We start from the raw sequence: 20,714 nt of genomic DNA, 5'->3' as shown, positions 1-20,714 counted from the left end.
ACGTGTTCCTTTGCTTGATCGTTGCATCAATTTTTTCAAGTGGGACAGGTTAATTTCGAAATAATCGTGAGGAGGATTTACATGGCAAAGACTATTGCTGCAGTACTTGCAGATGATTTCGAGGATGTTGAATTCACAGGACCGGCTAAGGCATATGAGGAAGCGGGTCATACGGTCACTGTTATCGGAAAAACAAAAGGTGCTGTAATCAATGGCAAACATGGAACAAAAGTGACGGCGGACGCTTCGATTGACGACGTAAAGCCAAGTGATTTTGACGCGCTGCTCATAGCTGGCGGTTATTCACCAGACAATTTAAGAGATGATGATCGTTTCGTTGCTTTCACCAAAGCATTCATGGATGATGATAAAGGTGTTTTCGCGATCTGTCATGGTCCTCAACTGCTGATTACAGCTGAGTCAATTAAGGATCGGAACATTACCGGCTATAAATCAATTGCCGTTGATTTGAAAAACGCCGGAGCAAAATATAAGGATGAAGAAGTCGTGGTTTGCCACAATCTCGTGACAAGCAGAACTCCTGATGATATACCCGCATTTAATCGGGAAAGTTTGAAAGTATTGGCTTAAATTCTCGTGAAAAAAGCTGTTTCTTCGGATAATCGAAGAAGCAGCTTTTTTTGCAAGTAAAGAAAGTTTATGATTTTGCCCTGTATTAAACCAATAAACCAGTGTCTTGGCCGGGAATCAAAGCGGAGGTGCGAGACTCCCACGGCAAGCGAGCAACCGAAGCGACGATTCAGTATTATAAAGACACGAACCAATAACACATGGCTGGAGATTAAGGACCGGGCTTGCCCGGTTTTTCTAAAGGTACGATTTTACGAAAATTATCTATTAAACAACATGTTTCGTGAAATGGTCGGTCTTTTCTTTAGTTACGCAGATCCGGTTCAAAAAGCCTTGCGCGAGCAGGAGATTGCTGCGCTCGTTCTTGCGGAGGCAAAGACGTGTTTGATGATCGAAATGCTCGTGAGGGCGAATGGGCCACTCACCACAGACATCAATTCCCTCGACTTTTGTCTTATCAATGATCGTTTCAATTAATGCAACGAGATTCATCACCGAAACATTCCCTTGATCCCAGTTTGTTTTCGCATCATGTTCGGAGAGCAGGTCTTTGTCAACACTGATATAAACATGCTCAGTAGGAACAGCATCTAGAATCCGAGCAGCAGAAGGAAGATCTTTCTCGGGGAAAATTGTCACTTGCTGGCGTCCGTCTATTTGGGTTATCGGTGCTTTTGTCGGATCCGGACCGATGATGGTCACCTTTTTAAGATTCACAAGGTCGGCGATTGCGTGACGAACCCACGAGCCGCAAGATAATAATGAGCCGATCCGTCCTTCTTTCAAGTCCGTATGATGATCAAATAGGATCAGAGAAAAAGGGCGATCAATACGCTTTAATCGTGCAAGCGTCGCGTAATGATAGTTGCCGCTGCCCCAAAAAGTCAGGCCGTTTTCAGGCAACAGGTTTAATTGATCGGAGATATTTGCGAATGCTTCTTGAGAACAATACAAACTTGTGCCACGGAGTTGAGTGAAATCAATCCAATGGTGAGGGACAGATGCAAGTAATTGAGTTTGAGTTTCATAGGTTCTGTCAAAATTACAGAATGTGATATCATGATGCAACAAAGTCATGTTCAGACACTTCTTTCTTGAATCGATCGACCACAATGGTATTGAACCTTTCACTCTATTTTAGTGCAATTTCAGACAAAATGAAATGAAGACCATGATGGGTACTGAGTCGGCAATTCAATGCGTAGTCCTAAAACCGTAGTTGAGCAAGCGGGTGGATTGAACGGAATGCTAATAAGCGATATGATGGTGAAAAAATGGGGATGAGTTGATGCGCGCGTTGCTGGTTATTGATGTGCAGCAAGGATTTGTTGATGCAGGAAACTTCGCAGCTATGGTCGATCGCATTGAGCAGTTGGTGCATGTGTTCAAAAAGAATAATGAACCGGTTTTTTTCATTCGCCATCATGATGAGGATTCACATAGCTTGATTCAAGAGGGAACACCAGGCAGTAAAATATGTTGTCAACTCGCTCCATATGTCACAGATACCGTTGCAAAACGCTTGCCAAGCGCTTTCTATCATACAGATTTAAACAGCAAACTGGAAAAGGCGACCATTGATGAAGTGGTGCTTTGCGGATTTAACGCGGAATATTGCATCCTTTTCAATGCGGTGGCGGCTTTTGAGCATGAATACAAGGTATGTGTGGTTGAGGATGCATGCGCAAGTGTCAATACTGGGGAAAACTATGAAATGAATGATCTAGATATACGCGATTTTGTTTGTACGGTCCTGTATAATTCAGGCGAAGTGACTGTGAATGATCTCAGCGAGTTTTTACAAAAATCTCAAGATGAGTACGCGCCAAATTAATGATATGCGTTTGTGTAAGTCATTGGTTTCATTGATTCTGATAGATACCAGATGATGATACCGGAGCAAAGATTAGAATTAATAGAAAAAACAAATTGATCGAAAATCTTTTATTTTTTTACCAATTGATCTATCATAACAGATACGGGTCACAACGGCCCGGTAAAGAATTTGTCTTGTGCCTAGATTTAGGAACAAGCGGCTCTTTTATGCTTTATTTGACAGCCACATTGGCCGACCATCATCCTTATGTGATGCGGATCGGACGAGTGGCTGTTTTTTGATTAAATAATAGACCCATTCAAAAAAGTGTAAGGGAGCTGTACCTTCACCTAACCAAATTTTCTTGTACTATAAGAGAATCTAAAATTCAGCGGAGTATCGTATAATTGTTCAGGCAAATAGAGCAACTTCGATATCCTGCGGAAGTAAGGACCGGCCTGTGTCCGGTTTATCTAACACTGATAGGGAAGTAGATCATTTTGCCTTGCTGGTACGACGATAAGGTCATAAGATTCGATTGGGTGTGATCAGGTTACCGCCCAATCTGAAAATAGGCGGAAAAATTCCGCTTATTTAGATAATGAACGAAAAAATTGCTTAAATAGACGGAGAAATTCCGCTTATCGAATCGAAAAACGTGAAAATGGAGGGCTTTTCTGTGCATAAGCGGAAAAATTACCCTTATTTACCTGTGAAACATGTGCCATGATGCAAATAACCGGAAAATCTCCGCTTATTTTATTCCGGCTGCGTTACTTAATTAAGGATTAAAGTGATTTATTAGAAAACTTGTCTTCGCCTTCGCCAGAGGCTTGGCGAAGGCGAAGACAAGTTTTCTAATATATGATTGGCTCAAATACCTAGTTCATTAAGCCAAGCGACAAACCAATAGGCAGGCAATGGGCATCTTCTCCATGGCCGAGCTGCTCGGTTTTCGCTACTGGTAGTTGATAGCGTTCTGTGATCTCGAGAACGAGTTGTTCGATTGAAGGCTCCATCTTTTTAGCTTGCATCGCAGAGAATGTCCCGAGTAAAACACCGGAACACCTCGCGAAAACTGACAATTGATCGAGCTGAGCGAGGAGCGAGGCCATGCGTGCCGGACCGCCGCCAAGCGCTTCAAGAAAAACAATTTTACCACTGGGATCAGGGAAATAGCTTGTACCTGCGAGCTTTAAAAAGCAGCGGATGTTGCCGCCGATGACAATGCCGCTCATTTGGTTGCCGCGCAGCCACCGAGTCTCGAACGTAGGACCCGGTGTGTCATCCATGAAAACGCGCGCGAAGAACTCTGTTTGCTCCTCTGCAAAGGATCCGGCGATATTTTTGATCCGATAGTGGTAGGCCGGGATGCCGGTGCGGGTGAAAATGGCATTGTTAAGTACCGATAAATCACTGATACCAACAAAAGGAACACCTGCACTGCGGATGGTGTCAAAATTGAGAAAGGACAGAATTTGATTGGCACTGTCTCCGCCCGAAACGTCAAAGACCGCTCTAATACCAGGATAATGGAACAACCGTGTTAATTCGGAAGCGCGCTCTTGGGGTGAACCGCTAAATGGTGAATGTTTGTCGCGAAAAATTGTTTTTGCTTTGACTGTTTGTAGACCGAGTCGGGTAAGTCGTCGTTCTATTTCGATTAGACTTGTGTGATCTTTAACTTGGAGTCCATCGGAGCATGAAATCAGTCCGACCGTATCTCCCTTTTGTAATAGTGGCATAATACTCAACTCCATGTCTGACCTTATTTTAATCCTCTGCGACGCAGCCCTTTTGGGTAGGCATTCTTTAAGATGCCGCCGGTAGCTTTTCCCCAACCGAGAGGGAATCCGTCAATCGTGACCACGGTCCAGCCTTTTAAGGTATTATTGATTGGCAGTGTTTCGCCATGCAAATAGCGATTCCATTCCTCACCGGAATAAACGAGTGGACATTGATTTTGAAATGAATCGGCCGGCATTGCAAGCGCAAGCGAGTGGTTAGGCTCAAAACGATTTTTTTTCTGCTCGCCCAAATGTAAACCTGCACGGACGATTTTTAAATGTCCCAATTCAGGACAATCATCAGGAAGCAGGAAGAGTTGATTACCAATGAACTGAAAAATACCGTTTAGACGTGTTGCCAATGTCTGCTGTTCAAACATGCGGTAGTCCTTCAGCAGGTTTTCTTTAGCTGATGGCGCTGCAGTTTGTTTGGGTACCGATGCTGGACCATGCTTGCAGATTTTTGCGGCAAAATGACCTTCTCCAAGCAGTTGATGCGGCCAAAGTCGTGCCGTTCTAGAGAGATCAGAATTTTTACTCTCCGACCATTCCACTCGTCCACTCGCAACACCCGCCTTTTTGTCGATTGGCAAGAGTTCAAGGTCCGGATGCTTCTCCAGAAAAGCTTCAATCATTCGCTCATCCTCCTCAGGCGAAAACGTGCAAGTCGAATAAACAAGAACACCTTCGGAGCGCAGCATGATGTATGCTTGTTCCAAAATTTGTGTCTGTAGTGCCGCACATTCTGCGACGTGCTCTGAATTCCAATAGTGCATCGCTTCCGGATCTTTTCGAAACATACCTTCACCGGAGCAGGGTGCGTCTACGAGAATTTTGTCAAAATAGCCCGGGAAATAATGAGCTAAACGTTCAGGCATTTCGTTCGTGACCAATGTATTTTTTAGACCCATACGCTCAACGTTCTCAGAAAGTGCTTTCGCTCTTTTTAAGTAGGGTTCATTCGAGATAAGCAAGCCAGTGTTGCCCATCATTGCGGCTAATTGTGTCGATTTTCCACCCGGAGCGGCGCATAAGTCGAGCACATGTTCACCAGGGTTAGGACCCAATGCCTGAGCAACGAACATCGCGCTGGGTTCTTGTATGTAATAGATCCCCGCCTGATGATAGGGATGCTTACCTGGTGCATCTGAATCCTGATAGTAAAAGCCTTCCTGGCAAAACGGAATAGGTTCCAGATGAAATGGTGCGCGCTCCAATAACTTTTCAGGCGACAACTTCAATTTGTTGGCACGTAACCCAAATGCCCTTTCCTGATTATAGGTTTCAAAAAAAGCGTTTGCTTCTTCACTACCCATGAGCGCAATCATTTTGTTTCTAAAAGCTTCCGGCAAATCAAACAAGTAAAATCCTCCTCAAAAAATGGCTCATCAATCCGCAGACACAGAGATATGCTTAAAAGCACGTACATCAAATAGGCCGGTGTCCGTAAGCTTCAAATCCGGGATAACAGGCAGGCTTAGGAACGACAAGGTTAGAAACGGATTAAAGGATTCGGAGACGCCAAGCGAAGTCGCCGCTTCTCGCAATTTTTTTAACGCCTCAGCCACTTGTTTTGCCGGCGTGTCAGTCATCAGACCCGCGATCGGCAGCGCAAGCTCTGCAAGTATCTTTCCATTATTGACGACGACCATTCCTCCATCAATTTCCTTCAGTCGTTCAGCCGCGGCAATGATATCTTGATCACTGCAGCCCGTCACAACTAAATTATGAGAATCATGAGCGATCGTTGTGGCTATTGCACCGGATTTCATTCCCAAACCTTTAACAATCGCCAGACCAATGGTGCCCAAACCCTTATGACGTTCAATAACAGCTAATTTCAAATAATCGTTATCCTGTGAAAAAGTGAATTGTCCATTCTGTACCGGCACCTGCTCGACAAGGTCACGGGTCACGAGGCTATTTGGAATAATCCCAATCACATGCGCTTTTCGTTCTGAACCTAATGAAATCGTGAATTGTTCGCGAGAAAGCCGCGGCCATGTCAGCGAATGTTCTTCGGCTTTTATTGAAGAGTCCGTATGGGTCTGAACGACTTTGCCATTTTCAGCGACAAGTTTTCCATGTGCATAGACTTGATGAATTGAGAAATGATCCAAGTCGTCAAGAAGCAGAAAATTGGCCTCATAGCCTGGAGCGATGGCACCTTTTTCACGGAAACCATAGCATTCAGCGACATTAAGTGATGCCATTTTAATGCAAGTTATCGGATCAAGACCGCTTTCAATTGCTAGACGCACATTATGATCAACGCTGCCTTCTCGGATCAGATCGTCCGGATACTTGTCATCGGTGCAGAAGAGGAAGCGGCGGCTATTGGTTTCATTGACTAGAGAAATCAGCTGCGGCAGGTCTTTGGCGACCGTGCCTTGGCGAATCATGACATAGAGACCGCGTGATAAACGGTCCTTAGCCTCGTCGCTGTTCACACATTCATGGTCTGTACGAATTCCGGCGGCTTTATACACGTTTACACCGCGCGCATCCAGTCCTGCCGCATGGCCGTCAATACGCCAGCTGTACTTTTGCGTCATCGCCAGCTTATCAACCATCTTCGGATCTGCGTTCAACACAGCGGGAAAATCCATGACTTCCGCAAGACCGAGAACGTTCCCGTACTGGAAAAGAGGCTCTAAATCAGCCGCATACAGTGTTGCACCGTTATGTTCAAACGAGGTTGCAGGTACCGATGAAGGCAGCATGATGTAGAGATCAATACTGCTTTCTTTCGCGCGTTCCAGCATAAAACGAATACCGCCCGCCCCAAGCACATTGGCGATCTCATGCGGGTCGGTAATCGCGGATGTAACCCCGTGAGCGGCAAGTACATCGGAAAATGCGCCGGGCGTCAGCATTGACGATTCAATATGCACATGAGCGTCAATGAGAGAGGGACTAATAATTTTCCCTTGCGCATCAATCATTTGTTTTCCCTCATAGTTACCGAGCCCGACGATCATACCGTCCGTAATTGCAACGTCTGTTTGCAGAAGGTCTCCGCTAAATACATCAACGATTTTACCGTTCTTTATAACTAAATCCGCCGGTTCTTTTTTCGAAGCCGTACGGATACGCCGAATCAATAGTTGCCTGTTGTTTGCCACTCTGAATTCCCCTCTCCAGACCTAAAGTATTCTCCCTGATTTTCAATTGATGAATAACAGGATCCGATTAATATATAGACCATTATAACTGAAAAGCTCTGAATGGGGGAAACTGAATCCATGTTTCGCTTACCTTGTGCACGCTGTTACATGGCTGCGTTCGGAAATCCCTTATATAAGTTTGCCGACTGTGAAAGTGATGGCCATTGTCAGTGCTCCGACTAGGACGTTTCTGATAATCGCCGGATGTTTCGGAGCGCCCCCTAATTTTGCGCTGACAAACCCGGTCATGCCTAATGCGATGAGAACGGTGACAAAAGTGAATAAGACGCGTACAGATTCGGGTAAAAGCAGAATGGACAGGACGGGAAGAATGGCGCCAACTGAGAAAGAGATCATCGATGATAAAGCAGCGTACCACGGATTGACATATTCGTTCGGGTTTACGCCTAGTTCAGCAGTGGCATGAGCGCTGAGCGCATCCTTGTTCATTAATTCTATAGCTACTTTCTTCGATAAATCTTCAGATAATCCATTATTTATATAGATTTGGGCCAGCTCGTCGACTTCACCGTCATAGTTGTCCCTGATTCTGATTTTTTCTGCCTCGACTACTGCTTTTTCGGTATCTTTTTGTGTGCTGACGGAGACAAACTCTCCACCGCCCATAGACAGAGCTCCTGCGACAAGGCCAGCCAATCCGGAAATTAACAAGGTCGTTGTATTCGTTGTTGCTCCTGCGACGCCGATAACGATGCCCGCTGTCGATACAATGCCGTCATTCGCACCGAGAACACCTGCGCGAAGCACATTCAATCTTTGATTCATTCCATTTGCCGCATGTTCCATAATCATAGACCTCTCTTTACAAGTTAAAATGAAAAAATGTAATGCAAATGAGAATAGTAATCATCTTCATAACCCTTAAAACGGAACATGCTGCCATCCCGAAGGGGATGACAGCATGATTTAAAATTAAAATGATTATTATTTTCCTTAAAATTCATCTTACATTCAAAAGGTTCTGTTGTCTACGATTAGCCCTTTTTCAAGTGCTTCAAGATTTGAGTTTCATTTCGTCAGTTCCAAGAATTCATCAACGTCGCGCGTCAGATAGTCCAGTGCGGAGGACCAGAAATCAGGCTTCGTCAAATCAACACTGAGGTGCTTTTGGGCGAGTTGTTCCGTTGTCATACGGCCTGTATCACGCAATAACGCATCATATTTCTCAGCGAATGCGGGACCTTCTTGAAGCGCTTGAACATAGATCCCTGTACTAAACAAGAAACCAAATGTGTAGGGAAAATTGTAAAACGGCCAATCGGTGATGTAAAAGTGAAGTTTAGACGCCCAGAAAGTGGGATGGTAAACATCCAAAGTGTCGCGATAAGCTTCACGTTCTGCATCGGTCATCAGTTGATTCAAACGTTCAACGCTGACCACGCCTTGCTTGCGCTCTTCATAAAAACGGGTTTCAAATAGGAAACGGGCATGAATATTCATAAGCAAGGCCACGCACCGCTCTAATTTATCGGATAAGAACGCGACTCGTTCTTCTTTTGTTTTGGCAGCTGATTGTGCTGCGTCACTGACAATCATTTCAGAGAAAGTGGACGCTGTTTCCGCAACATTCATCGCGTAGTTTTGTGAAAGGTACGGCAATTGATTCATGAGTGATTGATGGTACGCGTGCCCCAGTTCATGGGCGAGTGTCGACCTGTTTGAGGCGGTTCCGCTGAATGTCATGAAAATTCGTGACTGTTCGGCCAATGGAAAATTGGTACAGAAGCCGCCCGGACGCTTATCTGCTCGATTTTCTGCTTCAATCCAGCGATTTTCCAAGGCTTGTTTAGCAAATGACGCCATGCTTGGATTGAACGAGCCAAAATGGTTCATGATGAATTCGGCGGCATCTTCATAGGTCAGCTTTTCACTATTTTGCGTGAGCGGCGCGTTGATATCAAACCATGAGAGTTTCTCCAGATTGAGCAACTCTGCTTTACGTTTCATAAACGCCGCAAGCTTTGGCTTATAGTGATCAACTGCGGCCCACATGGTTGTCAACGTCTGTTCCGACATTCGGTTGTAATCCAAAGGTTCGTCGATTATAGTGTCCCAACCGCGCGCCTTATAGGCGGCGATTCGGAATCCGGCGATGTGATTCAGTGCGGCTGCAAACAGATCTGCATTTTCGGACCAGGCGGATTCCAAGGCATTGAAGGCCGCTCGGCGAACAGAACGATCGGAGTCATCAATCAAGTTGTTGGCCTGGCTGACGGACATCGTCTCTTTCTTTCCATCACGATCAATCGTTATTTCCATTTTCCCGATTAAGCTGTAATAAAGGTCTTCCCAAGCGTGGTATCCGTCAACCGCAAGACCGCTGATCAGCTGTTCTTGGTCGGATCCGAGTTTCTTCCGCGAAAGCTCTCTTTTTTCACGAAGCGCGAATTGCACCTCTTTTAAATCACCGTTTTCAAGCAGGCCATTCCAGTTGGTATCTGAAATTTGCCGTAACATATTCTCAAACAGGCTGGTGCAAGCGTCCAATTCGGCTCCCATGCGTTGCATTCGGTTATTCGCTTGGGCGGCTTGCGCATCCTTAATATTTTGGGCCGTCAGACATTCTACGTAGGCAGAGCCTTCATTAAATTGTTTGCATACTGTTTCGTAATCTGTGACCAACTCAGTAAATGACTGGGCATCATGGACAGTAAACGGAGTTGTGACTGCTTCTAAATTTCCTTTGAAACGGCCGATTTCCCGCTGCAGTTCATCTAAAAACGTGCGAAATGCACTCGATGCGGAGCCTCCTTGAAAAATGGAGTCGAGCTCCCACTGCTTATTCAATGTATTCATTGTTTCCCTTCTTTCTGCATCTCCAAGTATTGTAGCATAGTCAATGAATCGTTTGCTTTTGTTGTTTCCTGAATTTACTGATATGATGTACATAGGATTTTATTAAGGAGAGAACGATGATGCGCGTGCTTTTTGTTTGTCTTGGGAATATTTGCCGATCACCGATGGCCGAAGCTGTGATGCGAATGAAGATAGCTAAGGCGGGACTGTCCGATAAGATTCGCGTTGACTCTGCGGGAACCGGTGATTGGCATATTGGTGATCCGCCGCATCGCGGGACACAAGCGCGGCTCACGGAATCCGGCATTTCTTTTGATGGGATTAGGGCGCGGCAATTGAAACAAAGTGATTTTGAAAAATTCGATCGTATCATTGCGATGGATGAGCAGAATCAGCAGGATATACTCGAGATGGCCGGAGCACGATATAAGGAGAAGATAAGCCGATTTATGGCATTGCTTCATGATCGGCCGCAAGCAGACGTTCCGGATCCTTATTACACAGGAAATTTTGACGAAGTATATGACCTGATTGACCGCGGTACCGAACGACTACTTGAACAGATTGCTGCGGCAGAACACTAAATCCACCACTATTTAGCAACTGTCTCTTCTGCCGAGCGCCTCATATTAATGACTGGGTGTGCGCAGACTATACGTGTGATCCTTTTAAGGATTACGCTACTGCGAGGGGGCAGAATCTGATGAGTGTTTATGGCAAAAGCCAGATGGGCAAATTCATGCTGATTGGCGGCGTGGTTGGCTGCGGTTTGTCACTGATGAGCCGCGAGACACGATCGGTTTGGGGTCATCATCTGTCGACAGCGGCAAGTAATGGCGGGAAAATGATGCGCACGATGTACCAACATCCAGATCAAATTGGCAAATACATGCAGGTCACCGGTACTCGCCTTAAAGGGCTTGCGCGCGAAGTGTCCGATGATTTTCAACAAATGATCGACCGTGTTGAGAAAGCGCGAACAAGCACGAGTGACACGTATCAGTATGTTATGGAAGTTGGAAGTGAGCTTGCCGAGATGGCTGGAAAAATCAAGCAATCCGGGAAAAACATTGCCAATTACCAAGAACCAGTGTTGATTGATTCTGAGGCAGACGCGCTCCAAAGGTTAGAAGATGAGACATCGGTACCTAATCCAGGTACGATGCCGCGCTCGGTTAACCAGACGCATGATCATTTGCCTTCTGGAACGGAGCAAAAGAATAAGAACGGAATAAATAAACAGTCCGTTCACCATTGATAAGTTCTTTAAGTACAGAGAGACCGGGGGATGGGGAACCGTGGGGAAAATGAAAGTAAAAAACATTCTTCTCTTCGCTAGACTTCTGGGCAGACGATTTATTGAGGATCACACAGCGGATTTAGCGGCAACATTGGCGTACTATTTTTTGTTGTCGCTTTTTCCGCTGTTCATTTTTTTATTTGCGATCATTCCTTATTTAGGACTCGATCAATCGCAGCTGATCTCGCTCATTGGCGCTTATCTTCCAAAAGAAGTTCTCACACTCATCCATCAAAATCTGGATAGCGTCTTTACAAAACGCGGCAGCTTGCTCTCACTTGGTGTGATTGCGACTCTGTGGCCGGCTTCAAGCGCCATTAACGCGCTTATGCGTACGCTAAATCGCGCCTATCAAGTGAAGGAAACCCGCTCTTTTTTTCTTACTCGTTTGCTGGCTATGTGCTTCACGGTTGCCATGATCTTCGCAATCGCCATGACTCTGGCGGTCAATGTGATTTCGGCCGGGCTGGCAAGAATTTTGTTTGACCATATCGGTCTTTCACATACCTTCGCGGATATGTGGTCGGTCATCAGCACATTGGTTACTTTCTGCGTGATCATCATCATCTTCGCATTTCTTTATCGACTTGGGCCGAATAGAAAGTTGAAAATGGATGAAGTAATGATTGGTGCTGTGATTGCAGGTGCGAGCTGGCAAATTGTTTCTTATGGTTTTTCATTTTATGTTCGTTATTTCGGCAACTACGCTTCTACATACGGCACGCTTGGAGGAATCATTGTACTGATGCTCTGGTTCTATCTGACTGCGATCACAATTATTATCGGCGGTCAGATCAACGCGATTATACATCAGCTCAAAAACGAGCCGCTTGAATGATCACGCCTGCGGGACCAGCGTTAGCGCCCCATCTGAGAAATAAACGGAAAAATTCCGCTTATCTGATCGGAAAATGTGAAAACTGAGGTTTTTTCTGTGTATAACCGGAAAAATTACCCTTATGTACCTGTGAAACAAGCGCCTGATGCATATAAGCGGAAAATCTCCGCTTATTTTACTGCGCGACGTTACTTAATTAAGGACCCAATTGATTTACGAAATAGAAATGTCTGTTCAAGACAAGGTTGATGATTCAAAAGGGTACTTAGAGCAAAGAAACTTTCGTATGTAAGGAACTTTCGCTAATAACGCATACGTCCTGCAAGCAACGCGAAAGTCACCGCATCCTGCAAAAGTAAAAACCGGGCGCTTTTTGCCCGGTTTATCTTAGATTAGATTAGATAATTTTGTTCACCCGCGTAATAGTCTTAATCCATTTAGAATAACTAAGATTGTACTTCCTTCGTGACCGACGACGCCAAACGGCATGGTTAGAAATTGCAGAAAGTTGACGGCAATGAGAAATGCGATCATTGTCATAGCAAAGAAAATATTTGTTTTAACGATTCGACTCATTTTCCTTGAGAGATGGACCGCATCCGCTATTTTTGTCAAATCATTTTTCATCAGAATGATGTCTGCGGTTTCTAAAGCTGCGTCGTTTCCGGCACCCATAGCCAAACCAACTGAAGCCTGTGCCAGCGCTGGAGTATCGTTAATACCGTCACCGCACATGGCGACATGACCATAGCGCTTAGTTAAGCGTTTGATTTCAATTGCTTTGTTTTCAGGAAGGCAATTGGCAATGTAGCTGCTGACCCCAGACTCCTTTTGTACAGCAGCTGCGGTGCGCGCGTGATCGCCGGTGATCATGACGGTCTTGATTCCGTAGCTCTTAAGTGCCTTAATGGCGGCAACCGCGGAATCCCTGATCTGGTCTTTCAAGGCAAAGGCACCGATAATCTTCCCTTCAGAAGCTATATATACTAAAGTTTCGCTCGCGTCGGAGTTAACAAATGATTGATTTGCATCGTGAAATTGCTTCATCGCAGCAGCATCCATCATCTCTGCTTTGCCTATCTTATAAACCACATTGCAAACGCGTCCTGTGACACCATATCCCGGCTGCACTTTAATGCCCTCTACCTGAGGCAGCGCCATATCGTTTGATACCTTTCCTGCGTAGGCCACGATGGCTTTACCAAGCGGGTGGGAGGATTGGTTTTCGATCGCGGCGATGTGATTGAGAACGCGTGCGTTATCCTTATCGCTCATGTTAATGAATCGCGTGACTTCGGGAGTTCCATTAGTTATGGTTCCGGTTTTATCAAAGGCGATCACTTTAACCATTGCCAGCTGTTCCAAGTGGACCCCGCCTTTGATGAGAATGCCGCGCCGCGCGCCGTACGCAACGGCGGAAAGAACAGCCGGTGTGGTTGAGGCAACGAGCGCGCAGGGTGAAGCGACTACGAGCAGAACCATGGCCCGGTAAATGGTCTCGCTCCATGACCACCCAAATAAGAAATGTGGTGCAAACAACATGAGTGCGGTGGTTACAAGAACAATTTTCACATAGGTTTTTTCGAAGCGATCAATGAATAGCTGCGTTGGCGCTTTTTCTTTTTGCGCGGATTGAACGAGTTCCAGAATTTTGCTAAATAATGAATCACTGTTTCGCTCGGTCACACGTGCATAGACACTTCCGTCCAGATTCATCGTCCCGGCCATTAATTTTTCTCCGTTTTTTTTATAGACAGGCACAGACTCGCCGGTCATGGTTGCCTCATTAACTGTCGTTTCACCGTTAATGATCAGGCTATCAGCAGGAATGCGCTCACCGGGTTTAATGAGAACAATGTCGCCGGGTTGTATCTTATTTACTGAGATCATGGTTTCATTGCCATTCGAGACGAGACGTGCGACCTCAGGCTGCAGATTCATCAGCGCGGATAATGCATTTGTGCTCTTGGCAGTCGAATAGGTTTCAAGTGCACCGCTAAGTGCAAAAATGAAAATTAGGATTGCCCCTTCAAGCCAGTGATTAATGCATGCGGCTCCAATAGCAGCGGTGATCATGAGCAGTTCCACATTTAATTGACGGGTACGGATGGTATCAGAAATTCCCTGCCTCGTTTTAAAATAGCCGCCGATAAGATAGGCTGCCGGATACAGAATCCAGTTGTATGGAACATTCATCAGTCCCAGCAAGTAGGCGACAAGTGTCAAACCACCACCGGTTAATGCGGCAATTAATTCACCATGTTTTTTCCAAAGATCTTTTATACGGTGATAAGGGTTATGTCCGTTAGGTATTTGGGTGAGTGTCGATTCTTGCATCATAATAAATCCAACCTTTCTTTTAATGATTTTATTAATTATTAAAATATAATGATTATATTTTAATATAAAATATTGTTTTCTCAATAGGCAAATGACATCTGATTTTTCTAGTTGAGAATAATAATCATCATCGAAACCCCTAGAAACACTCAATGCTGCCGCTATAGTTAGCGACAGCATTGAAAGATAAGATTATAATTATTTTAAATTATCCTCGATTTCATTGTAGTACAATTTCCTTCTCTTTGTCTAGTAATCTTAAACTATACTATTGTTCTTTAAAATTCGGTACAAGCACACATCATTTTCAAGGAACCACATAACTATTAAGAAGGGAGGGAGTCGACCATGTGGAATGACGTAACTAGAAAAAGGAACATCGTAATCATTTGCTTTTTATGCTATATGGCGCTGCTCGTTTTCGTTACCCTGTTCACGCACAATTACTATACGTATGGTCGATCAAGTAATTTGCTTATCTTTAGCAGCATTAAGCTTATGCTGAGGAGCGGAAGCAGCGCGTTAATCATAAAGAATATTTTCGGTAATGTACTGCTTTTTCTTCCGCTTGGTTTTCTCCTGCCCATGATCATTCGTTCTAAGCATGGCTTGTTCTGGCAGTTACTGTTTGGTTTTAGCGTTAGTTTGATTATTGAGTCCTGCCAATATTTGTTTGCGTCAAGGATCTTTGATATAGATGATATTGTATTGAATACAATTGGTACGGTGATCGGATGTTTGGTCTATGTGCTGATTCATTTTTTTAAACGGAAATTAATCATCTTTTACACACATTAGTTCAGCAGCCGATCAATGACTTTATAGATTCGCAGCGCTCCACGTTCGCCCATATGATACTCAATGAGCTTTCCCTCCGGAGCAAACAGGTAGTACGCGGGGACGAAACGATTTCCGAACGCATCAGCGAGTCGATGCGTATTGTCGATGAGAATGGGTTCGGTGATCGAATGCATCGCAGCCGTGCGCGCCACTTCATTGACGTCCAGATCTGCTTCAGATAAAGGCATATGGATGGCCACAACAGTTAAAATTCCTCTGTATTTTTCACGAATGGATTGGACGACCGGGAGTGCCTGCTTGCATTTGGGACAACTAACGGACCAAAAATGAATGAGCGTGGGACTGCCAAGAAGCATCTCACGTGTGACTTTCTGGTTCATCCAATGGGTCGCTACGTTCAGGTCGGGCATCATTAACTTTTTTTTCATGAGCGATTCCTCCTAAAAGGAGGCCTTCAACGCGATTGAAGGTCCCGTTGCTCTGTTAGGATATGCGATGGAGAGGTGAGGGGTTCTTGCTGGAATAAAGAAAAGAACAAGCGCCTCAACGATTGAAGACACTTGTTCTGGTTAGTGAATGATCGAGCAACGCTTTTCGCCTTCTCGATGCCTGCTGAATGAAGCAGCTGAAGGAAGCAAGTAAGACGAGAAAAGCAATTCCGTAAAATAAACCGCCTTTAGGAATAAGACTGATCAGCGTGTTGCCGGACACAGGTCCGATCATGCATCCCGCACTGTAGCATACGGTCATGAGTATATTTCCAAGCGGAATCTGCTCCTTATCAAGCAAGTCGCTGACATAGCCCATACTCATCGAATAAAGCGATCCGATCAGCAATCCGGAACCTAATAGCGTAAAATAGATACCATAGAAATGAGCGGAAAGCACTCCGGCGAGCGCCATAAACCCTGAGCCGAGCAAACAAATTAATGGGAGAAGCCGCGCGCGGCCGAATCGATCACCGATCATGCCAAGAGGTACCTGCGTGAGCAAGCCTCCTGTAACGAAAGCGGGAAGAAGAATCGAGATCGCGTTTAGGTTATAGCCCTGACGCAGCGCGAAGATTGGAAAGCTGTTAGTTAAAGAAGTCTCCAGATAACCAAAAGCGAAGGTGACCATTAATCCTGACCAGGTAGCGGCAATGACCTTTTTATAGCGAATGAAAAATTGACGCGCGGATGAATCGTTCGTGCCGCTCAGTTCAGGATATTCGTTATTCAGCAGCAGCAACAGAAGCAGCACGATGAAACAGAACACGCCGCTAGTGATAAATGGAACGGGCACGCCAAAGCTGATGAGTCGGACGAGCATTGGACCGACAGCGATACCAAGACCGAACGCCAGACCATAAAAGGCTATGTTCCGCCCGCGCCGGTTCAATGGACTGCCCATGGTGATCCAGGTTTGCGCGGCAAAGTGGAGCATACTGTCTCCAAAGCCGACAAATAACCTAAGGACAAACCAGAACCACAGATTCATCCATACGGGAAAAAGAAACAAGGGCAGGGTGATGAGCGCAAGTCCGGCAATGAGAAAACGCTTGTATCCGAGCCTGCGCATCGGCTTCTCCATGAGCGGCACGGAGACGAGCATGCCTATGTAAAGCGAAGTAGACCCAAGTCCATTTAAAATGGCGGATACACCATTTGTTTCTAAAAGTGAAGCGATCAGTGGAAGCAGCATGCCTTCTGCCGCGCCGCAAATAAAAACAGAACCAATTAATAGTGAAAACTGAAAACGCTGGTATGCTGTGTTCATCTAGGCAGCCCTTTCTCTCTCGGTTACTAAACTCCGTACAAAGCTCAGCAAAAACAAGTATACCTGTTTTTGCTGAATTCGTCCCTGATTATTTTTACATTGGTTAGCAAGATTCCTTTACAAATAAGCGTTTATCCTTGAAAATATAGATACTGTTAGAATCAGTCTTTTCAATACCTTTAAAAAATTTAATCAGAGACATGGAAGTGGAATTGGATGGTTTATTTTGCTAAATCAGATGCACTTAATCGCTTGCCAAAACAATTTTTTGCAGACCTTGTCGTAAAGACGAATGCGGCCATTGCCAAAGGCTATGACGTCATTAACTTGGGACAAGGCAACCCTGATCAACCGACCCCGCCGCATATTGTCAAGTCGTTGCAGGAAGCGGCCGCGAATCCGCTCTATCATAAGTACTCACCGTTCAGAGGTTATGATTTTCTGAAAGAGGCGATTGCGACCTTCTATAAACGGGAATACGATGTGGATCTTGATCCGAAAACTGAAGTCGCCATTTTGTTCGGATCGAAGACCGGACTTGTTGAAATTGGCGAGTGCCTATTGAACAGCGGTGATACAGTGCTCATGCCGGATCCGGGCTATCCGGATTACCTGTCCGGCTTTGCGCTCGCCAATCTGAATATGGAACTGATGCCGCTTCGAGAAGAGAATGCGTTTCTTCCTGATTACGGATCGATGCCTGAAAGCCTTCTCGATAAGGCGAAATTGATGTTCTTGAATTATCCGAACAATCCTACTTCAGCTACGGCTCCGGTGGATTTCTTTGAAGAAACGGTGAAGACGGCGGAACAGCACAATATTTGCGTACTGCACGACTTCGCTTATGGCGCGCTTGGCTTTGATGGCGAAAAACCGCGCAGTTTTCTCCAAACACCCGGCGCAAAAGAAGTTGGCATTGAGACCTACACATTGTCCAAAACCTATAACATGGCAGGCTGGCGCGTTGGCTTCGCGCTCGGTAACAAGAGTGTCATTGAAGCGATCGAACTGTTCCAAGATCATTACTTTGTCAGCCTTTTCGGCGGTATCCAGGAAGCGAGTGCAAAAGCGCTGCTTGGCTCGCAGGATTGTGTCCATGAACTTGTGCAGCGTTATGAAACGCGTCGAAATGCCTTTTTTGATGCTGCGAAGAAAATCGGCTGGAACGCTGTGCCGTCCAAAGGTTCCTTTTTCGGCTGGCTGCCTGTTCCTAATGGCTATTCATCCGAATCGTTCTTTGAGTATGTCTTGGAAAAGGCGCATGTTGTGCTTGCTCCGGGAATAGGATTTGGCTCTGGCGGAGAAAACTATGTGCGGATCGGACTTCTGAGCGAACCGGATCGTTTAACAGAAGCTGTTGAACGGATCGGCAAGCTGCATCTGTTCGATTGAACGTCAGATTATCCCAGAAAACCAGAAGCGGCGCAGTTTGCTGCCTCTGGTTTTTTTCGTTGTCTAGGAAATTAAAAACTATCGACTTATGGATAACTAAACGACCACCTGCTAAAGCAGGTGGGTTCAGACATAAATGTCTGCGACTTAAAGTCGCCGTTCAAGACTGAAGTCTTCTGAAAGGCCTTGTGCTCAATGCACACTGAATTCCGACTGAACTCAATCATCAATCTTGAAAATGTCGTCCTTGATTTTATTTGATTGGTTGGCAATATAAGTACGAATAATTTCATCGGTCACGGTGCCAACTGTTGCACAAAAATAACTTCTGGACCATAAGTGTTGTCCCCAGTACCGTTTTTTCAGTTCTGGAAATTCATCTTGTAATAACCGAGATGAACGTCCTTTTAGGTACTGCATGACTTTACTCGGAGCCAGACTGGGCGGGCATGAAATCAATAGGTGAACATGTTCTTTGCCTACGCTCCCTTGCAAAATAGTGATTCCTCTCGCGTCACAGCCCTGCCGGATGAGTTCTCGTAACCGAACAGCGACATGATTACGCAACACTTTATAGCGATATTTTGTCACCCAGATCACATGATACTTGATATCATAAATCGCATGACCAGTTTTTTGATAGCCGTCCATACTTTTCACCTCTGTAAAAAGTATGGACACGAAAAGATAAGGCTAAAAGCTAATACCGCCTATAGGCGGTGGGTTTAGACCCCGCTTTTGGAAACTAAATCTTTGGTTAACTCGTTATAGACCTTCTGCAGAAACGGAACCTGGCTATATGAAGCAGTGGCATCCTCAATAACCACTTTGGTTGATTCAGGTAACCCGTATCTTGAGCGGGTGAACGAATAACTTGGCAGATAATTGAAAACTTTATCATAAAAGGTAAACCTTCAGCAGTTAAGCGGCAGCAACTTTAATAGGTGAATTGATCACGGATCGCCTTTATGAATAGTTCGAATGTAGCAAATATGCTTGATAGAAGACGCAATCGATTTCAAGTTTCCATCATGTTTACCGTGGACTGTTCGCTCCAAAGTAATTGACACAATTTTTCAAAATAAGGTATACTTATGAAAATACGATTGTTTGTTCTCTTCTCGATTCGCTTCACGTCACACATTCCTCTCCCATGACCGAAACATACCTCGCAAGGAGGCTTCCTATGTCTATAGACCACGATCGACGCTTTAAAGTCCTGCTTCACGAGTTTTTTGATGAATTTCTCGAAGCCTTCTTCCCAAAAATTTACCAGGCGCTTGATCTTTCCGAGAAAAAATTTCTTTCCGAGGAACTGTTCGCGGATATGGTCGAAGGCGACAAAAAACGGGCAGATGTTATCGCGGAAACGAAGCTGAAATCAAAAAAAGACGTCATCCTGATTCTCCATCTTGAAGCACAGAATTATTACCAAGAAGATTTTTCCGAACGGATGTATATCTATTACAGCATGATCTATCTGAAATTTCGAAAAACTGTTTTACCCATCGCCATTTTCAGTTATGATGGAGTTAGAGATGAATCGGACGAATTCGTGGTAAGAGTACCTCATCTAATGGTTGTTAGCGTGTTCCATTTTTTGAAACTCGAACTTTCCAGAATGAACTGGCGAAAATTTATGAACAGCAATAATCCTGCTGCCGCCGCGCTGATGAGCAGGATGAACTACTCGAAAAGAGAACGTGTGCAGGTACGACTCGCTTTTATCAGGCAAATGATCAACATGCATCTTGGAGAAGCGCGTGAGAGCATGATCAATGGATTTTTCGAGACTTATCTTCAATTAGACAAGGAAGAGGTGGATCAATTGACGAGTGAAGCAGCGATTAAATCGATCGCAATCGCCGGTGAATGAGCCAATTATAGAGTTCACCCAATGAATCACCTGCCGTATTTGCTAGTACAGGGGAAGATAGATCTTCGTGTTCCAAAAAATTGTTTTGGAATGTGAGGGTTCAATTTTTTTGTCTAAGAAATTATAAATGTCGATTGACGGATAACTGTCGGTAGAACCCAAAGGAGCTTGATCTGTGGCTAGACGAGATAGCAGTATGGTCCAACAGAACCTTATTAGGTTTAGGTAAAC

Annotated in this window: 18 protein-coding genes; 8 read left to right on the top strand and 10 right to left on the bottom strand. The window is 45.0% G+C overall.

All coding sequences use genetic code 11. From position 1 onward, the window contains the following. Positions 1-81 precede the first annotated feature (81 nt). Positions 82-591: a type 1 glutamine amidotransferase domain-containing protein gene (locus ABWW58_RS08600; RefSeq protein ID WP_353868737.1), complete on the top strand. Its 510-nt coding sequence runs from the start codon at positions 82-84 to the stop codon at positions 589-591. Between the two features lie 267 nt (positions 592-858). On the opposite strand, the gene ABWW58_RS08595 is transcribed toward ABWW58_RS08600, so the two are convergent. Continuing rightward, a complete protein-coding gene (locus tag ABWW58_RS08595) occupies positions 859-1,545 on the bottom strand; it encodes an arginase family protein (RefSeq protein WP_353868736.1) in 687 nt (228 codons plus the stop codon). Positions 1,546-1,879: 334 nt separating this feature from the next. Here ABWW58_RS08595 and ABWW58_RS08590 point away from each other — a divergent pair, with 334 nt between their 5' ends. After that, complete coding sequence (locus tag ABWW58_RS08590) at positions 1,880-2,425, top strand: isochorismatase family protein (protein ID WP_353868735.1); 546 nt, start codon at positions 1,880-1,882, stop codon at positions 2,423-2,425. An 863-nt stretch (positions 2,426-3,288) separates the two neighbouring features. Here the strand turns inward: ABWW58_RS08590 and ABWW58_RS08585 are convergent. The 5 genes from ABWW58_RS08585 to ABWW58_RS08565 form a co-directional block, all read right to left on the bottom strand. Then, a complete protein-coding gene (locus ABWW58_RS08585; protein ID WP_353868734.1) occupies positions 3,289-4,152 on the bottom strand; it encodes a S66 family peptidase in 864 nt (287 codons plus the stop codon). Between the two features lie 23 nt (positions 4,153-4,175). Then, positions 4,176-5,555 carry an RsmB/NOP family class I SAM-dependent RNA methyltransferase gene (locus ABWW58_RS08580; RefSeq protein WP_353868733.1) on the bottom strand — a complete coding sequence of 460 codons (1,380 nt, stop codon included), beginning with the start codon at positions 5,553-5,555 and terminating at the stop codon, positions 4,176-4,178. 27 nt (positions 5,556-5,582) lie between these two features. Beyond that, positions 5,583-7,319: an adenine deaminase gene (gene ade, locus ABWW58_RS08575; protein WP_353868732.1), complete on the bottom strand. Its 1,737-nt coding sequence runs from the start codon at positions 7,317-7,319 to the stop codon at positions 5,583-5,585. A 171-nt stretch (positions 7,320-7,490) separates the two neighbouring features. Further along, positions 7,491-8,168, bottom strand: a complete 678-nt coding sequence (locus tag ABWW58_RS08570; protein WP_353868731.1) for a VIT1/CCC1 transporter family protein — start codon at positions 8,166-8,168, stop codon at positions 7,491-7,493. Positions 8,169-8,390: 222 nt separating this feature from the next. Further along, positions 8,391-10,178 (bottom strand): M3 family oligoendopeptidase, encoded by a 1,788-nt coding sequence (locus ABWW58_RS08565; protein WP_353868730.1) that lies wholly within the window; start codon positions 10,176-10,178, stop codon positions 8,391-8,393. 116 nt (positions 10,179-10,294) lie between these two features. On the opposite strand from ABWW58_RS08565, the gene ABWW58_RS08560 reads away from it, so the two are divergent. The 3 genes from ABWW58_RS08560 (at position 10,295) to ABWW58_RS08550 (ending at position 12,316) form a co-directional block, all read left to right on the top strand. Continuing rightward, positions 10,295-10,762, top strand: a complete 468-nt coding sequence (locus ABWW58_RS08560) for a low molecular weight protein-tyrosine-phosphatase (RefSeq protein ID WP_353868729.1) — start codon at positions 10,295-10,297, stop codon at positions 10,760-10,762. Between the two features lie 119 nt (positions 10,763-10,881). Continuing rightward, positions 10,882-11,436 (top strand): hypothetical protein, encoded by a 555-nt coding sequence (locus ABWW58_RS08555; protein ID WP_353868728.1) that lies wholly within the window; start codon positions 10,882-10,884, stop codon positions 11,434-11,436. A gap of 49 nt (positions 11,437-11,485) precedes the next feature. After that, complete coding sequence (locus tag ABWW58_RS08550; RefSeq protein WP_353869074.1) at positions 11,486-12,316, top strand: YihY/virulence factor BrkB family protein; 831 nt, start codon at positions 11,486-11,488, stop codon at positions 12,314-12,316. Positions 12,317-12,727: 411 nt separating this feature from the next. Here the strand turns inward: ABWW58_RS08550 and ABWW58_RS08545 are convergent, their stop codons facing one another. After that, positions 12,728-14,653 (bottom strand): heavy metal translocating P-type ATPase, encoded by a 1,926-nt coding sequence (locus tag ABWW58_RS08545; protein ID WP_445783427.1) that lies wholly within the window; start codon positions 14,651-14,653, stop codon positions 12,728-12,730. 351 nt (positions 14,654-15,004) lie between these two features. On the opposite strand from ABWW58_RS08545, the gene ABWW58_RS08540 reads away from it, so the two are divergent. Beyond that, a complete protein-coding gene (locus ABWW58_RS08540; RefSeq protein ID WP_353868726.1) occupies positions 15,005-15,454 on the top strand; it encodes a VanZ family protein in 450 nt (149 codons plus the stop codon). Here ABWW58_RS08540 and ABWW58_RS08535 read toward each other — a convergent pair. Together ABWW58_RS08535 and ABWW58_RS08530 are read right to left on the bottom strand one after the other, a co-directional pair. Beyond that, a complete protein-coding gene (locus ABWW58_RS08535) occupies positions 15,451-15,885 on the bottom strand; it encodes a TlpA family protein disulfide reductase (RefSeq protein WP_353868725.1) in 435 nt (144 codons plus the stop codon). The genes ABWW58_RS08540 and ABWW58_RS08535 overlap by 4 nt on opposite strands. Positions 15,886-16,000: 115 nt before the next feature. Next, positions 16,001-17,215, bottom strand: coding sequence for an MFS transporter (locus tag ABWW58_RS08530; protein ID WP_353868724.1), 1,215 nt, complete (start codon positions 17,213-17,215; stop codon positions 16,001-16,003). A 216-nt stretch (positions 17,216-17,431) separates the two neighbouring features. Here ABWW58_RS08530 and ABWW58_RS08525 point away from each other — a divergent pair, with 216 nt between their 5' ends. After that, positions 17,432-18,607, top strand: coding sequence for a pyridoxal phosphate-dependent aminotransferase (locus ABWW58_RS08525; RefSeq protein ID WP_353868723.1), 1,176 nt, complete (start codon positions 17,432-17,434; stop codon positions 18,605-18,607). 219 nt (positions 18,608-18,826) lie between these two features. On the opposite strand, the gene tnpA is transcribed toward ABWW58_RS08525, so the two are convergent. Further along, positions 18,827-19,258 carry an IS200/IS605 family transposase gene (tnpA, locus tag ABWW58_RS08520; RefSeq protein ID WP_353868722.1) on the bottom strand — a complete coding sequence of 144 codons (432 nt, stop codon included), beginning with the start codon at positions 19,256-19,258 and terminating at the stop codon, positions 18,827-18,829. 535 nt (positions 19,259-19,793) lie between these two features. On the opposite strand from tnpA, the gene ABWW58_RS08515 reads away from it, so the two are divergent. Next, positions 19,794-20,483, top strand: coding sequence for an RpnC/YadD family protein (locus ABWW58_RS08515; protein ID WP_353868721.1), 690 nt, complete (start codon positions 19,794-19,796; stop codon positions 20,481-20,483). The last annotated feature ends 231 nt before the right edge of the window (positions 20,484-20,714 follow it).

This window comes from Sporolactobacillus caesalpiniae (assembly GCF_040513385.1).
Lineage (GTDB): Bacteria > Bacillota > Bacilli > Bacillales > Sporolactobacillaceae > Sporolactobacillus.
The sequence above is the reverse complement of the archived record's forward strand: the minus strand, read 5'-3'. Positions and strand labels throughout refer to the sequence as shown.

Excerpts from the sequence above, each read along its gene's own strand:
- ABWW58_RS08600 (WP_353868737.1), top strand. The coding sequence starts at position 82 with ATGGCAAAGACTATTGCTGCAGTACTTGCAGATGATTTCGAGGATGTT.
- ABWW58_RS08590 (WP_353868735.1), top strand. The coding sequence starts at position 1,880 with ATGCGCGCGTTGCTGGTTATTGATGTGCAGCAAGGATTTGTTGATGCA.
- ABWW58_RS08585 (WP_353868734.1), bottom strand. The coding sequence starts at position 4,152 with ATGCCACTATTACAAAAGGGAGATACGGTCGGACTGATTTCATGCTCC.
- ABWW58_RS08570 (WP_353868731.1), bottom strand. The coding sequence starts at position 8,168 with ATGGAACATGCGGCAAATGGAATGAATCAAAGATTGAATGTGCTTCGC.
- ABWW58_RS08565 (WP_353868730.1), bottom strand. The coding sequence starts at position 10,178 with ATGAATACATTGAATAAGCAGTGGGAGCTCGACTCCATTTTTCAAGGA.
- ABWW58_RS08560 (WP_353868729.1), top strand. The coding sequence starts at position 10,295 with ATGATGCGCGTGCTTTTTGTTTGTCTTGGGAATATTTGCCGATCACCG.
- ABWW58_RS08555 (WP_353868728.1), top strand. The coding sequence starts at position 10,882 with ATGAGTGTTTATGGCAAAAGCCAGATGGGCAAATTCATGCTGATTGGC.
- ABWW58_RS08550 (WP_353869074.1), top strand. The coding sequence starts at position 11,486 with ATGAAAGTAAAAAACATTCTTCTCTTCGCTAGACTTCTGGGCAGACGA.
- ABWW58_RS08545 (WP_445783427.1), bottom strand. The coding sequence starts at position 14,653 with ATGCAAGAATCGACACTCACCCAAATACCTAACGGACATAACCCTTAT.
- ABWW58_RS08540 (WP_353868726.1), top strand. The coding sequence starts at position 15,005 with ATGTGGAATGACGTAACTAGAAAAAGGAACATCGTAATCATTTGCTTT.
- ABWW58_RS08535 (WP_353868725.1), bottom strand. The coding sequence starts at position 15,885 with ATGAAAAAAAAGTTAATGATGCCCGACCTGAACGTAGCGACCCATTGG.
- ABWW58_RS08530 (WP_353868724.1), bottom strand. The coding sequence starts at position 17,215 with ATGAACACAGCATACCAGCGTTTTCAGTTTTCACTATTAATTGGTTCT.
- ABWW58_RS08525 (WP_353868723.1), top strand. The coding sequence starts at position 17,432 with ATGGTTTATTTTGCTAAATCAGATGCACTTAATCGCTTGCCAAAACAA.
- tnpA (WP_353868722.1), bottom strand. The coding sequence starts at position 19,258 with ATGGACGGCTATCAAAAAACTGGTCATGCGATTTATGATATCAAGTAT.
- ABWW58_RS08515 (WP_353868721.1), top strand. The coding sequence starts at position 19,794 with ATGTCTATAGACCACGATCGACGCTTTAAAGTCCTGCTTCACGAGTTT.